Origin of the sequence: Sphingomonas montanisoli (assembly GCF_008274695.1) — a bacterium.
GTDB classification, from domain to species: domain Bacteria; phylum Pseudomonadota; class Alphaproteobacteria; order Sphingomonadales; family Sphingomonadaceae; genus Rhizorhabdus; species Rhizorhabdus montanisoli.
Genome location: NZ_VTOU01000002.1, coordinates 310,001 through 323,105 on the forward strand (window position 1 = coordinate 310,001; position 13,105 = coordinate 323,105).

The 13,105-nt window shown below is 62.7% G+C and carries 11 protein-coding genes, 1 tRNA gene and 2 rRNA genes (1 of these 14 only partly in view); 9 read left to right on the plus strand and 5 right to left on the minus strand.

The window, feature by feature from the left end; genetic code table 11:
• From FYJ91_RS07175 to FYJ91_RS07185, 3 genes are all read left to right on the plus strand, one after another.
• Positions 1–2,243, plus strand: a 23S ribosomal RNA gene (locus tag FYJ91_RS07175); it begins 546 nt to the left of the window's first position.
• 128 nt (positions 2,244–2,371) lie between these two features.
• Positions 2,372–2,486: ribosomal RNA gene (rrf, locus tag FYJ91_RS07180) — 5S ribosomal RNA — on the plus strand.
• Between the two features lie 151 nt (positions 2,487–2,637).
• Positions 2,638–2,714: transfer RNA gene (locus FYJ91_RS07185), tRNA-Met, on the plus strand.
• A gap of 151 nt (positions 2,715–2,865) precedes the next feature.
• Here FYJ91_RS07185 and FYJ91_RS07190 read toward each other — a convergent pair.
• Together FYJ91_RS07190 and FYJ91_RS07195 are read right to left on the minus strand one after the other, a co-directional pair.
• Positions 2,866–3,885 carry an aldo/keto reductase gene (locus FYJ91_RS07190; protein ID WP_149521590.1) on the minus strand — a complete coding sequence of 340 codons (1,020 nt, stop codon included), beginning with the start codon at positions 3,883–3,885 and terminating at the stop codon, positions 2,866–2,868.
• Positions 3,886–3,916: 31 nt separating this feature from the next.
• Positions 3,917–4,672, minus strand: a complete 756-nt coding sequence (locus tag FYJ91_RS07195) for an SDR family NAD(P)-dependent oxidoreductase (RefSeq protein ID WP_149521591.1) — start codon at positions 4,670–4,672, stop codon at positions 3,917–3,919.
• 138 nt (positions 4,673–4,810) lie between these two features.
• Between FYJ91_RS07195 and FYJ91_RS07200 the strand changes: the two genes are divergently transcribed.
• The gene (locus FYJ91_RS07200; RefSeq protein WP_246152521.1) at positions 4,811–5,842 is read left to right on the plus strand and encodes an NADP-dependent oxidoreductase; all 1,032 of its coding nucleotides are present in this window, start codon (positions 4,811–4,813) and stop codon (positions 5,840–5,842) included.
• A gap of 42 nt (positions 5,843–5,884) precedes the next feature.
• On the opposite strand, the gene FYJ91_RS07205 is transcribed toward FYJ91_RS07200, so the two are convergent.
• The gene (locus FYJ91_RS07205) at positions 5,885–6,187 is read right to left on the minus strand and encodes a DUF4286 family protein (protein WP_149521592.1); all 303 of its coding nucleotides are present in this window, start codon (positions 6,185–6,187) and stop codon (positions 5,885–5,887) included.
• 220 nt (positions 6,188–6,407) lie between these two features.
• On the opposite strand from FYJ91_RS07205, the gene FYJ91_RS07210 reads away from it, so the two are divergent.
• Genes FYJ91_RS07210 through FYJ91_RS07230 form a run of 5 tightly spaced genes read left to right on the plus strand, consistent with a single transcriptional unit; the run spans position 6,408 to position 11,137 of the window.
• Positions 6,408–7,895 (plus strand): aldehyde dehydrogenase family protein, encoded by a 1,488-nt coding sequence (locus FYJ91_RS07210; protein ID WP_149521593.1) that lies wholly within the window; start codon positions 6,408–6,410, stop codon positions 7,893–7,895.
• 18 nt (positions 7,896–7,913) lie between these two features.
• On the plus strand, positions 7,914–9,125 hold the full coding sequence (locus FYJ91_RS07215; RefSeq protein ID WP_246152524.1) for a CaiB/BaiF CoA transferase family protein: 1,212 nt from the start codon (positions 7,914–7,916) through the stop codon (positions 9,123–9,125).
• 1 nt (position 9,126) lies between these two features.
• Positions 9,127–9,618 carry a hypothetical protein gene (locus FYJ91_RS07220; protein ID WP_149521595.1) on the plus strand — a complete coding sequence of 164 codons (492 nt, stop codon included), beginning with the start codon at positions 9,127–9,129 and terminating at the stop codon, positions 9,616–9,618.
• Positions 9,618–10,019, plus strand: a complete 402-nt coding sequence (locus FYJ91_RS07225; protein ID WP_246152526.1) for a Zn-ribbon domain-containing OB-fold protein — start codon at positions 9,618–9,620, stop codon at positions 10,017–10,019. Before FYJ91_RS07220 ends, FYJ91_RS07225 begins: the two co-directional genes overlap by 1 nt.
• Positions 10,016–11,137: a thiolase family protein gene (locus tag FYJ91_RS07230; RefSeq protein WP_149521596.1), complete on the plus strand. Its 1,122-nt coding sequence runs from the start codon at positions 10,016–10,018 to the stop codon at positions 11,135–11,137. Before FYJ91_RS07225 ends, FYJ91_RS07230 begins: the two co-directional genes overlap by 4 nt.
• 92 nt (positions 11,138–11,229) lie before the next feature.
• Here the strand turns inward: FYJ91_RS07230 and FYJ91_RS07235 are convergent, their stop codons facing one another.
• Both FYJ91_RS07235 and FYJ91_RS07240 read right to left on the minus strand, forming a co-directional pair.
• Entirely contained in the window at positions 11,230–11,943 is a 714-nt protein-coding gene (locus FYJ91_RS07235; RefSeq protein ID WP_149521597.1) for a hypothetical protein, read from the minus strand.
• A 91-nt stretch (positions 11,944–12,034) separates the two neighbouring features.
• Positions 12,035–13,090 (minus strand): phosphotransferase, encoded by a 1,056-nt coding sequence (locus FYJ91_RS07240; RefSeq protein WP_149521598.1) that lies wholly within the window; start codon positions 13,088–13,090, stop codon positions 12,035–12,037.
• Between the last annotated feature and the right edge of the window lie 15 nt (positions 13,091–13,105).

The window sequence follows — 13,105 nt, forward strand, 5'->3', positions numbered from 1 at the left end:
GAATGCCTACAAGCAGTTGGAGGGGTCTTGTGCCCTGACAGCGTACCTCTTGCATAATGGGTCTGTGACTTAATGTATCAAGCAAGCTTAAGCCGTTAGGTGTAGGCGCAGCGAAAGCGAGTCTGAATAGGGCGACGAAGTTTGATGCATTAGACCCGAAACCCGGCGATCTAGGCATGACCAGGATGAAGGTGGGGTAACACCCACTGGAGGTCCGAACCGATTAACGTTGAAAAGTTACCGGATGAGTTGTGTTTAGGGGTGAAAGGCCAATCAAGCCGGGAAATAGCTGGTTCTCCGCGAAAACTATTGAGGTAGTGCCTCGGATGAACACCGTTGGGGGTAGAGCACTGGATGGATGCGGGGGTCGCGAGATCTACCAAATTCAACCAAACTCCGAATACCAACGAGTGATATCCGGGAGACAGACGGCGGGTGCTAAGGTCCGTCGTCGAGAGGGAAACAGCCCTGACCTACAGCTAAGGTCCCCAAGTCGTGTCTAAGTGGGAAAGCATGTGGGAATCCCAAAACAACCAGGAGGTTGGCTTAGAAGCAGCCATCCTTTAAAGAAAGCGTAACAGCTCACTGGTCTAAATAAGGGTTCCTGCGGCGAAGATGTAACGGGGCTCAAGACACGCACCGAAGCTTAGGGTGTGGATTTATCCACGCGGTAGCGGAGCGTTCCGTAAGCCTGCGAAGCGATCTGGTAATGGGTCGTGGAGGTATCGGAAGTGCGAATGCAGACATGAGTAGCGATAAACAGGGTGAGATGCCCTGTCGCCGAAAGACCAAGGGTTCCTGCTCAAGGCTAATCCGAGCAGGGTGAGCCGGCCCCTAAGACGAGCCCGAAGGGGGTAGTCGATGGGAACCACGTTAATATTCGTGGGCCTGGTGGTGTGTGACGGATCTCGTAAGTTGTCAGTCCTTATCGGATTGGTCTGGCTTCGAAGAGGTTCCAGGAAATAGCCCCACCGTATAGACCGTACCCGAAACCGACACAGGTGGTCAGGTAGAGTATACCAAGGCGCTTGAGAGAAGTGTACTGAAGGAACTCGGCAAATTGCCTCCGTACCTTCGGAAGAAGGAGGCCCCACATTAAGGCAACTTTTTGTGGGGGGCACAGGCCAGGGGGTAGCGACTGTTTAGCAAAAACACAGGGCTCTGCTAAGTCGGCTTCAAGACGACGTATAGGGTCTGACGCCTGCCCGGTGCCTGAAGGTTAAGTGGAGGGGTGCAAGCTCCGAAATGAAGCCCAGGTAAACGGCGGCCGTAACTATAACGGTCCTAAGGTAGCGAAATTCCTTGTCGGGTAAGTTCCGACCTGCACGAATGGCGTAACGACTTCCCCACTGTCTCCAGTACATGCTCAGCGAAATTGAATTCTCCGTGAAGATGCGGAGTACCCGCGGTTAGACGGAAAGACCCCGTGCACCTTTACTGCAGCTTCAGAGTGGCATTAGGAAAGAATTGTGTAGCATAGGTGGGAGGCTTTGAAGCATGGACGCCAGTCCGTGTGGAGCCATAGGTGAAATACCACCCTGTTGTTTTCTGATGTCTAACCTCGAACCATGAAACTGGTTCAGGGACCCTCTGTGGCGGGTAGTTTGACTGGGGCGGTCGCCTCCCAAAGAGTAACGGAGGCGCGCGAAGGTTGGCTCAGGCCGGTTGGAAACCGGCTGTTAGAGTGCAATGGCATAAGCCAGCCTGACTGCGAGACTGACAAGTCGAGCAGAGACGAAAGTCGGTCATAGTGATCCGGTGGTCCCTCGTGGAAGGGCCATCGCTCAACGGATAAAAGGTACGCCGGGGATAACAGGCTGATAACCCCCAAGAGCTCATATCGACGGGGTTGTTTGGCACCTCGATGTCGGCTCATCACATCCTGGGGCTGGAGCAGGTCCCAAGGGTTTGGCTGTTCGCCAATTAAAGTGGTACGTGAGCTGGGTTCAGAACGTCGCGAGACAGTTTGGTCCCTATCTGCCGTGGGCGTCGATATTTGAGAGGAGTTGCCCCTAGTACGAGAGGACCGGGGTGAACATACCTCTGGTGGACCTGTCGTGGCGCCAGCCGCGCAGCAGGGTAGCTATGTATGGACGGGATAACCGCTGAAAGCATCTAAGCGGGAAGCCTCCCTCAAGATAAGATATCTTAGGACGGTCGAAGACCACGACCTTGATAGATCGGATGTGGAAGTGCGGTAACGCATGGAGCTAACCGATACTAATTGTCCTATTCACGCTCAACATATTGGGCAAACGTTCAATACGGAGAGCCCCACCATCATCGACAAACCCGATATCCTCGGGACGCGATGTTGGAGATCTCCAGCACGGTAAACCCAGATTTCTAGAATCTTGCACGGCCTCCATAGCTTGGTGGCCATAGCGTCTGTGACCCACCCGATCCCATCCCGAACTCGGCCGTGAAACCAGACCGCGCCGATGGTACTGTTGCTTAAGCACCGGAAGAGTAGGTCGCCGCCAGGCTTTGAAGTCCGTGCAAGACGAACCCAAACACAATGACAAAGACGCCAAACGGGCCCCAAAAGGGCCCGCAAGGCCGAACGGCCGCCCGAGCTTATGCGAGGAAAGCCAAGTCGACGAATGTCGACGCCGGCGCTTGAGGCTAACAGTTCATCGCGGGATGGAGCAGCCCGGTAGCTCGTCAGGCTCATAACCTGAAGGTCGCTGGTTCAAATCCAGCTCCCGCAACCAACTTACAGAAAGCCGCCCCGCAGGGCGGCTTTCTGCGTTTTAGGGCAATGCCGATCGTAGCCTGAAGGGCCATGGGTCGAGCCTGTCGCTACAAACCAACATAGCACAACGCCCCGCAACTCAGGCTTGCGGGCGTTGTGCTGTTCAAGCCTCAGCGATACGGCAGCCGGTCCTTCGCCGCACCGCCCACAACCGTATGCGCGTAGCTCACCGGCCGCGCGCCCACCGCATCGAGCTCGGCAATGTCGTCGGCGCTGAGAACCAGGTCGCTCGCGGCGGCATTGTCACGCACCTGATCGGGCGTGCGCGATCCGAACAGGACGCTCGTGATCGCAGGTCGCTGGAGGACCCAGGCGAGCGCGACCTGCGCAGGGCTTGCGCCCAGCCGCTCGGCGATCGGGCGCAGGACGTCTATCGCATCGAACAGGCGATCGCGGCCGACGCTATCGGGGACATGCCCGCCCATACGCCCTTCACCACCGCCATCGCGGCTATATTTGCCGCTAAGCAGGCCGCCCAGCAGCGGCCCCCAGATCAGCAGGCCGAGGCCAGCGTCGGAAGCCATCGGCATGACCTCCTCGTCGAGTTCGCGGGTCAGCAGCGAATAATGCGATTCCATGATCTCGAACCGATGCAGCGCCTCGCGTGCTGCGATGCCGTGTGCCTTGGCGACGAGCCAGGACGGGAAGTTCGAGCAGCCGGCATACCGGATCTTGCCCGCGCGCACCAAATCGTCGAGCGCGCGCACCGTTTCCTCGATCGGCGTCGCCGGATCGGCGAAGTGGATCATATAGACGTCGATATAGTCGGTATTGAGCCGCTTCAGGCTGGCCTCGACCCCTGCGATGATGTGCCCGCGCGATGCACCGAGATCGTTAGGCGTCTTGCCCATCCGGCCGCCGACCTTGGTCGCCAGCACCATATCGCCGCGGGCAATGCCCAGATCGCGCAACGACTGGCCGACGATCTGTTCGGATTCCCCCGCGCCATACATGTCGGCGGTGTCGATGAAGTTTATCCCGGCCTCATGCGCGGCGCCGACCACCGCATTGGCGGCCGCCTGGTCGAGCGCGCCGAGCGTCTTCCAGTTGGCGCCGCCACCGAAGGTGTTGGTGCCGAGGCAGAGCTCGGAGACGAGCAGGCCCGACCGGCCCAGGCGGCGATAACGCATGGCGATTCTCCCTAGATGATTTGCTTGGAGGTTATTTGTTGCTCCAGGAACCGCCGTCGAGCGTCACCAGATTGCCTGTCATATAGGCGGAATCGTCGCTCGCGAGGAACGCGACGGTACGGCCGATATCCTCTTCCGGCCGGCCGAGACGCCGCAGAGGCAGCTTGGCGGCGACAAGCTCCTGCACGTCGGCAGACATGTCGAGATCCATCGAGGGCGACAGGACGAACGGCACCACGGTGTTGACGCGGATATTGTCCGGACCCCATTCCACCGATGCCGCGCGGCCGATCGCTTCGATCGCGGCCTTGCAACCCGCATAGACGCCATAATTGGCGGGTGCGCGCAGAGCGCCGCTCGCGAAGTTGATGATCGATCCGCCCCCGGCCGCCTGCATGTGCGGGTGGCAGAGACGCATCAGCGCGAGCGTCGCCACGGGGCCGGACGTCCACAATTCCTGTACGGCATCGTCCTCGATATCGAGCAGGCGCGCCGATCGCATTTCCGGAGCCTGCGCGGCGTTGACCAGCGCGTCGATCCGGCCGAACGCCTCGACGGCCTTGTCGACGATAGCGCGCAGCGCGGTGCGGTCGCTGATGTCGGCTGAGAAAGCTACGGCCTTCGCACCGCGTGCGTCGACCTCCCTTGCTATCGCTTCGAGCTTGGACAGGGTTCGACCGACCAGCAGGATCGACGCACCTTCGCTCGCCATCGCCAGCGCGCAGCCCGCACCCGCACCTTGTCCTGCGCCGGTCACGATCGCGACCTTGCCTGTCAGCCTGCCCATCACCCTCTCCTCTGTTTCTGCGATTGAACTAGCTCTATTGTCGGCGCTGGTGCAAGCGAGCGGCTTGACGTGCGTTCCGGCAGCGTCGAAACGCGAGAATAATCGTCGCATATGCGAACTTACGGGATGGAGGACAGGATGGCCGATACGATGAAGCAGGTGCTGCTGAAGGCGCGCCCGCAGGGTTTTCCGAAAGCCAGCGACTTCGCGGTCGATACCGCGCCGATTCCCACGCCCGGCCCCGATCAGATGCTGTTGCGCACGATCTGGCTGTCGGTCGATCCGTTCATGCGCCTCGGCCTCGATGAAAAGCCGCTGGGCGGAAATAACGGCGTGCCGCTCGATTCGGTGATGATCGGCGATGCCGTGTCGGAAGTCGTCGAATCGAACCTCGAAGGCTTTGCGCCCGGCGATTTCGTGATCTGCCGCAGCGGATGGCGTGAATATGCCGTGGTCGGTGCCGGCACGCAGAACCTGCGCAAGATCGAGCCGGCGAAGAATGCGCCGCTGTCGGGTGCGATCGGTGCGCTCGGTATGCCGGGGCAGACCAGCTACGCCGGCATGGTCACGGTCGGCCGGGTCAAGGAAGGCGAGACGGTCGTGATTTCGGCCGCCGCCGGTGCCGTCGGCATCATTGCCGGACAGATCGGCAAGCTGAAGGGCGCACGTGTCGTCGGCATTGCCGGTGGCGCGGATAAGTGCGCGGCGGTGGTCGCGGCGGGCTTCGATGCCTGCGTCGACTACAAGGCGGCCGATTTCGAGGAGAAGTTGAAGGCGGCCGTGCCCGACGGCATCGATCTCTATTTCGACAATGTCGGCGGTGACGTGACCCACACCGTCCTGCCTCTCGTCAAATATGGCGCGCGCTGGGCGTCGTGCGGCTTCATCTCCAACTATGACGTGCCCGATTACGGTCCCGGCCCCGATCGCATGCCGTGGCTGCTGCGCATGATCATGCTCAAGGGGCTGGAGATTCGTGGCTTCAACGGTGCGATCGTCGGCGGGAAGCCCGCGCTCGATCAGATGCGCGCGTGGGTCGAGGATGGCAGCATCAAGATCAAGCAGACGGTGTTCGACGGGCTCGACAAGGCGCCGGTCGCATTCGAGAGCCTGTTCAAGTCGAACGCCAATGTCGGCAAGGTCGTGATCAAGGTCGCCAAGGACGCCTGATCCATTTTTCCTCCCCGAGCGCCGCTCGGGGAGGAGTATCCATCATTCTTCCGGATCGATCTCGATCGCGAGGATGTGCGCCGAATTGGCGAGATCGAAATAGGGCACGTCGGGCGGCGGCAGTTGCGCCAGCGTGGCCGCCAGATCGTCTGTCTCAATATCATAAGCAGCCACATAGGGGTTGTTGAGCCCCTTCTGCTGCACGACCTTGAAGCGTCGTGCCGACTTCACGGCTTCGCACGCAAGCAGATCGGGCACATGCGTGCCGTTATACCATTCGTTATAGGCAGCGTCCTCGCCGGGACTGGTCGGCCCGTTCATGGCCAGCAGGATGTAACGCGCCATTGTCCTCTCCCTCGATCGATGTCGCGCCGGGATAGGGCAGGCCGGGTTCGCGATACAAGATGGGACGTCGGTATCGCGAATGGGTCAACCTATCTGGCGGATCGGCATAACCGATCGGCTTATCGGTCGATTGACTTGACGCGCTCGGGTCGTTTACCGCATCGAACATAAGCCGACAGAAAGTTCGGCATTTCGAACTTTTAGGTGGGGACCGACCAGCATGCAATCTCCCACGATCACGCTCGCGGAGCAGACATCGCAATATATCGACGGCGCGTTTGTCGCCGGCAAAGGCGCGACCTTCACCGTTGAAAATCCGGCCGATCAGGCGGTCATCGCGACGATCGCGGAGGTGTCCGTCGACCAGGTGGGCGAGGCCATCGACGCCGCCCGCCGCGCGTACGACAGCGGGCCGTGGGGCAAGATGACGCGGGAGGAGCGCGTCACGATCCTGCGTCGCTATGCCGATGCCCTTGCCAAATATGCGGGCGACATCACCGACGTCGTGGTCGCGGAGGCGGGATGCCTGCGCAACTCGCCGATCATGTTCGCGCAGGTGCCGTCGCCGCTGCAGCACGCGCACGACATTCTCGATCTGATGCTGGCGCTTCCCGAGATGGAGGAAAATCCGCTGCCGCTGCGCGAGCGCGCCAACGCTTATGGCATGGTGTCGCAGAGCATGCGGCGGTACACGCCGATCGGCGTCGTCGCGGCGATCGCGGCTTATAATTATCCGTTCATGACCGCGCTGTGGAAGGTGATGCCCGCGCTCGCGACCGGCAACACCGTCATCCTGCGCCCCAGCCCGTTGACCCCGATCTCGGCGCTGTTCTTCGCCAAGGCGGCGGAGGATGCGGGCCTGCCGGCGGGCGTCGTCAACGTCGTCCTCGAACATGGCCTCGAAGGTGCGCGGTTAATGACCACGCACAAGTCGGTCGACATGGTCGTGTTCACCGGATCGACGGCAGTCGGCAAGCAGGTGATGATCCAGGCGGCGGACACGATGAAGCGGCTCCAGCTCGAACTGGGTGGCAAGTCGGTGCAACTGTATTTGCCCGATTCGATCGACCAGGCGGGCAATGCGGCGGCGACGGTGTGTTTCGCGCATTCGGGGCAGGGCTGTGCGCTCGGCACCCGCATCCTGGTGCCCGAGGCGGACAAGCCCGCCGTGCTTGAGGCGATGAAGAAATCGCTCGCCAATGTCGTGCTGGGCGACACCCTCGATCCCAAGACGACGATGGGACCGGTCATCAGCGCCGCGCAGGTCGCGCGCTGCGAGCATTTCGTCAAGCTCGCGACCGATGCCGGCGCGAAGGTCGTTGCGGGTGGCAAGCGGCCTGCGGGTATCGACAAGGGCTACTTCTTTGAGCCGACCGTCCTCGACGTCGCCGATAACAGCAATCCGGCGGCGCAGGAGGAGATCTTCGGTCCCGTCGTGTGCGTAATAGGCTATCGTGACCTCGATCATGCGGTCGAGATCGCCAATGACTCGGATTATGGCCTGTCGGGTTTCATCTACGGCAAGGACCGCGCCAAGGCGGTCGAGGTGGCGACCCGGATCAAGTCGGGGACTGTCAACGTCAACGGCGGCATGCTCAGTGCCTTCGCCTCGTCGGGTGGACAGCGGCTGAGCGGTATCGGCCGCGAGCGCGGCATCGAAGGTCTGCGCCTGTATCAGCAGGTTTGCGGCCTCAACATCATCGCCTGATCATCCGGGGGTAATATTGTGATCAACGAAGTCTTCGCCGGCGTCCGCATCGTCGAACTCGCCCAATATGTGTTCGTGCCCGGCGCCAGCGTGCTGATGGCCGATCATGGTGCCGAGGTGATCCATGTCGAGCCGACGGGCACGGGCGACCCCTATCGCACGCTCAACATCGGCGACGGGCGCGAGGTCGGCTCGGTCAACCTGGCGATGGAGCAGAATAATCGCGGCAAGAAGTCGATCGCGCTCGATCTCAAGAAGCCCGAGGGGCGCGAGGCGATGCTCAAGCTGATCGAGACCGCCGACGTCTTCCTCACCAGCCTGCGCCCCAAGGCGATCCGCGGCCTCGGCCTCGACATCGAAGATCTGCGCAAGGTGAACCCCAAGCTGATCTACGCGCGCGGTAACGGCTTCGGCTTCAAGGGCGCCGATGCCGATCGCCCGGGCTTCGACGCCTCGGCCTTCTGGGCGCGCGGCGGGCTCGCCTTCGCCTTCACGCCCCCCGGCCAGCCGCTGACCCCGCCACGCGCGGCGTTCGGCGACCATTCGGGTTCGGTCGCGCTCGCCTTCGGTATCGCCAGCGCGCTCTACAAGCGCGCGATGACGGGCGAGCCGAGCGTGGTCGATACCTCGCTCCTGTCGACCGCGACGTGGATGCTGTCGGCGGACATCACCTATTCGCAGTCGCCCGATTATGTCGCGCACAACCCGAACGTCCATCGCTTCCCGCTGATGTACGCCTATCCCACCAATGATGGGCGCATGATCCAGTTGATGCTGCTCGATCCGCAGCCGAAGTGGCCGGGCCTGTGCAAGATGATCGGGCTCGAGCATCTGATCGACGATCCGCGCTTCGCCGACAACAAGTCGCGCATGGCCAATGGCTCTGCGCTGGTCGAACTGATCGGGGCCGAGATCATCAAGCATGGCTGGCTCGATCATTGGAAGCCAATCTTCGAGGCGTGGGATGCGCCCTGGGAATTGATCCAGACGATCGAGGACGTCCGCGTCGATCCGCAGGTCCACGCCAATGGCATGATGTTCAACATGACCGCGCCCGACGGCAGCGAAGTCAGCGTCATTGCCGGTCCCGCTTCGTTTGATGGCCAGGCCGGGCCGCGCTTTCCCAAGGGGTCGCCCGGCATGGGCGAGCATACCGAGGAACTGCTGCGATCGGCCGGCTATGACGATACCGCGATCGCCGCGCTCAAGGCGTCCGGTGTAGCGCAGTAGGATGCTGGGCGGCCCGCGCATCAGGCATGTCGACGACGTCGAGGAGCATGAGGTCGTCCGCATAGAATATGAGGACGGCCGGTCGGCCTCGGTCTTCGAACGCTTCATGGAGATGAGTCCGCGCTTCATGAGTTTCTGGAACCGCTGGGAACCCGGCATGATCCAGCGCAGGCACGGCCACCACGGCGACCATGTCGTCTTCATCCTGAAGGGTGAGATGACGGTCGGCGATACGCTCTGCACGGCGGGCAGCCATATCTACCTGATGCACGGCGACACGTTCGGGCCGTGGATCGCGGGGCCGGACGGATGCGAGACGCTGGGCGTCATCGCGGGCGAGGGATCGTCCTTCTGCGGTGAACAGGACATGGCCGATCATGCCGCATTGCTCGCGTCGAGGGGCGCGACGCAGGGTGCTGTGCCGGCGATCAGGAACCCGCCGCCGTGGAAGCCGCGCGGCATCGTCTTGCCCGGCCCGACCAAGGACGCCTGATGAGCGACATGCAGCGGGTCGCCCCGCCTCTTACCACCCGCACCGCGGACTTCTGGCGATCGGGCGCGGATGGGGTTTTGCGGATCGCGCATTGCCGAGCGTGCGGCCTCTACATGCACCCGCCGCAGCCGTTGTGCCGACGTTGTCATTCGTTCGACGTCGGCTTCGATCCGGTTTCCGGCCGCGGCATGGTCTATAGTTTCACGATCAACCGCTATCAGTGGAAGCCGGGCATGCCGCCGCCCTATGTGATCGCCGATGTCGAACTCGCGGAGCAGGCGGGCCTGTTCGTGCAGACCAACATCGTCGGAGTCGCGGTCGAGGATGTCGCGATCGGCATGGCGGTGAAGGTGGAATTCGAACAGGCTGGAGACGCCTTCATTCCGGTGTTCCGCCCGTGATCGAAGGCAAGGCATTGATCAGCGGCGTCGGCATATCCGATTGCGGGCGGCGGCTCGGCCGCGATCCGTGGAGCCTGACCGCGCAGGCCGCGCTCGCGGCGATCGCCGATGCGGGGCTGACCCCGGCCGACATCGATGGGGTCTCGACCTATCCCGGCGCGCTCGCGTCGACGCCCGGCATGTCGGGCGCGGGGGCGGACGACATGCGCTCGCTGCTCGGCCTCAACCTGCGCTGGTATAACGGTGCGTCGGAACTGCCGGGGCAGCTGGGCGCGATCGTCACCGCGATGGCGGCAATCGGTGCGGGCCTCGCCAATCACGTCCTGTGCTTCCGCACCGTCTGGGAATCGTCCGCGCAGACGCAGATCGGCAGCCGCTCCGAAACGATGCGCAGCGGCGTACAGCGCGAGCGCAGTCAGTGGATCGATCCGATCGGCGCCAGCCATTCGACCTATGGCGGCCTGACGATGCAGCGTTACATGTATGAAAGCGGCACGACCCGCGAACAGATCGGCCAGATCGCGGTCGTCGCACGTACCAATGCCGCGCTCAATCCGGCGGCGGTCTATCGCGATCCGATGAGCCTCGACGACTATCTCGCGTCGCGGATGATCTCCGATCCCCTGTGCCTCTACGATTGCGATGTGCCGATGGACGGATCGGTCGCCTTCATCGTCTCGCGCGCCGATCTCGTGAACGACGCGAAGCGCGCTATCAGTATCGCCGCGATCGGATCGGCCCCCGGCTTCGACCAGTCGGCGGCGATGATGTGGTCGCGCACCGATCTGAAGCCCGCCGACGTCGACATGGCGCAGCTTTATGACGGCTTCTCGGTCCTCACCCTGCGCTGGATGGAGGCGCTGGGCCTGTGTCCGCGCAACGAAGGCGGCCGCTTCATCGAGGGCGGCCATCGCATCGCGCGCGACGGCGAACTGCCGCTCAACACCAATGGCGGGCAATTGTCGGGTGGCCGCATGCACGGCTTCGGCGCCTTGCATGAAGCCTGCGTCCAGATGCGCGGCGACGCGGGCGAGCGACAGGTGCCGAAGCGTCCGCAGGTTACCGCGGTCAGCAGCGGCGCGGAAGCCTTCACCTCCTGCCTGCTGCTCACCCTCTAATCGTCATTGCGAGGAGCCGCTTGCGGCAACGAAGCAATCCACTCCGAACTGCGGACTGGATTGCTTCGCTATGCTCGCAATGACGAATAAGTTTATGCCGTGTGCGGGCCGCTGATGCTCTTGAAGATGTGGACGGTGCGCGCGATCGAGGCAGTGCCCGAACGCGGCCCCCAGGCGACGCCTGACGGGCTCTTGCCCTCGGCGCGATCGAAGAATTCCTGCAGCGTCGGCTTCAGTTCGGCATCGTCGACCTGGATGCCGCCGAGGATCAGCTGGTCGCCCGGGCAATAGCGCACCGGCGGCACCTGCACCTCGCACAGCCGCCCGCGCCGCATGCCGACATAGCCCGGCGATTCCGACACTTCGACGCTGTGAACGTCGTCATACCATTGATGATATTCGGCCTCGCGCCCCGGGGTGAAGTTGGCGAGCAGGAACATCAGGTGGCTCAGCGGCCCCGGCGTATAGTTCGCGCTGTACTTCCACGGATGATACATGCGGTAGCTGTAGGTCCGCTCGGCATCGTCCGCCGCGGTGATCCCCGCCTCGCGCACATCGGCCAGCAGGGGCGCGATCGCGGGCAGGTCGATCGACGGATCGGCAAGCGTGAAATTGTAGAGCGTCGCGTGGGTCCAGGGCTGGATGATCGGCATCAACTGGTGCGGCGAGCAAGTGAAGCGCTGGACGTCCTTGAACCCGCGCAGTTTATTCACGGCCGGGACATGCAATTCTTCGAAATGTCGATCGGCATCGGCCTCGCGGCCCTTGGTGATGTTGGTCAGATGTAGGGTGACATAATCCTGCACGTCGGCCTCTCCCGCCTGTTTGCGCGCTAGCTAGCCCAGCGAACTGCCCCCCGCCTAGCGTCGGCAGGGGGCAGAACGGTATCGCGGAAAATCAGACGCCCAGCAGATCCCAGCCGCCGCCGTCGACGACCGCCGTGCCCAGGCGCGTGCAGAAACGCTCGATGATCGGCGGATCGACCCGCAGGGTGATCGCCCACATGAAGAAGCCATAGGCAACCGACTGGCGATAGAGCGCCCATGCCTCGTCCCACGCCGGCGGGTTGCCGCCATATTGCTTCACGCGATCGAGGTAGAAGCGCAGCAGGTCTTGCTCGTTCGCGCGCCGATCCTCGACGTCGAGCGCGGCGCCGACATGATAAGCGAGGTCGAGCGACCAGTTCGCGCGCTGCAGAACCTGCCAGTCGATCAGCCCGATCTTGTCGCCATGCTGGAAGACGTTGCCCGCATGCGCATCGCCGTGGACGAGGCAGCGTTCGTGCTTCTCGTCGCGTTCGGCGAGCGCCTTCATCGATGCGAGCACGCGCCCGCCATCGCGAAAAGCGTCGGGCAAGGCATCGCCGCGTGGCCCTTTCAGCAGGTCGGTCAGCTTGGCGGGTTCGAGCCACGGCAGGCTGGCAAGTTGCGCCATACGCGGCTTCGCCCAGGGGAAGGGGTTCAGCTTCGCGTCGCCCCAGCTGGCGCCGTGCAGCCGCGCGATCTGATCGACGCTGCCCGCCGCCTGATCGGCGGTATAGGCCGACATCGCGGTGAGGAATTTCCCGCCGATCGGGATCATGTCCTCCATGATGATGATGCCCGCCAGCGTCTCTTCATCGAGCCCCGCATAGAGGCAGCGGGGCACGTTCAGGTCCATCACCGGCGCGCAATCGCGGAAGAAGCCGATCTCGTTCACCTGCGTGCCCTGCTTCAGATATTCGCCGAGCAGTTCGGGCTTGAACACGCCCTTCAGGCAATATTGGTCCGGCAGACCGTCTGGCCGGTTCGCGCCATAGGTGACCTTGAAGCGGACTTTGGTGGCCGAGGGGCCAAGCTCCTCCAGCACCTCGACAGCGGTGATATCGACCGGGCCATTGGCCTGTGACAGCGCCCAGCTTAGCCAGGCGGGCGAAAGCGCTTCGTCGAGCTTGAGCGGCGCTGGGTTCGGCATCCTCTATTTCCCTTA

Coding starts and splice junctions, on each gene's coding strand:
- FYJ91_RS07210 (WP_149521593.1), top strand. CDS start 6,408: ATGCAATCTCCCACGATCACGCTCGCGGAGCAGACATCGCAATATATC.
- FYJ91_RS07220 (WP_149521595.1), top strand. CDS start 9,127: ATGCTGGGCGGCCCGCGCATCAGGCATGTCGACGACGTCGAGGAGCAT.
- FYJ91_RS07205 (WP_149521592.1), bottom strand. CDS start 6,187: ATGGCGCGTTACATCCTGCTGGCCATGAACGGGCCGACCAGTCCCGGC.
- FYJ91_RS07190 (WP_149521590.1), bottom strand. CDS start 3,885: ATGCGTTATCGCCGCCTGGGCCGGTCGGGCCTGCTCGTCTCCGAGCTC.
- FYJ91_RS07195 (WP_149521591.1), bottom strand. CDS start 4,672: ATGGGCAGGCTGACAGGCAAGGTCGCGATCGTGACCGGCGCAGGACAA.
- FYJ91_RS07225 (WP_246152526.1), top strand. CDS start 9,618: ATGAGCGACATGCAGCGGGTCGCCCCGCCTCTTACCACCCGCACCGCG.
- FYJ91_RS07200 (WP_246152521.1), top strand. CDS start 4,811: ATGGCCGATACGATGAAGCAGGTGCTGCTGAAGGCGCGCCCGCAGGGT.
- FYJ91_RS07240 (WP_149521598.1), bottom strand. CDS start 13,090: ATGCCGAACCCAGCGCCGCTCAAGCTCGACGAAGCGCTTTCGCCCGCC.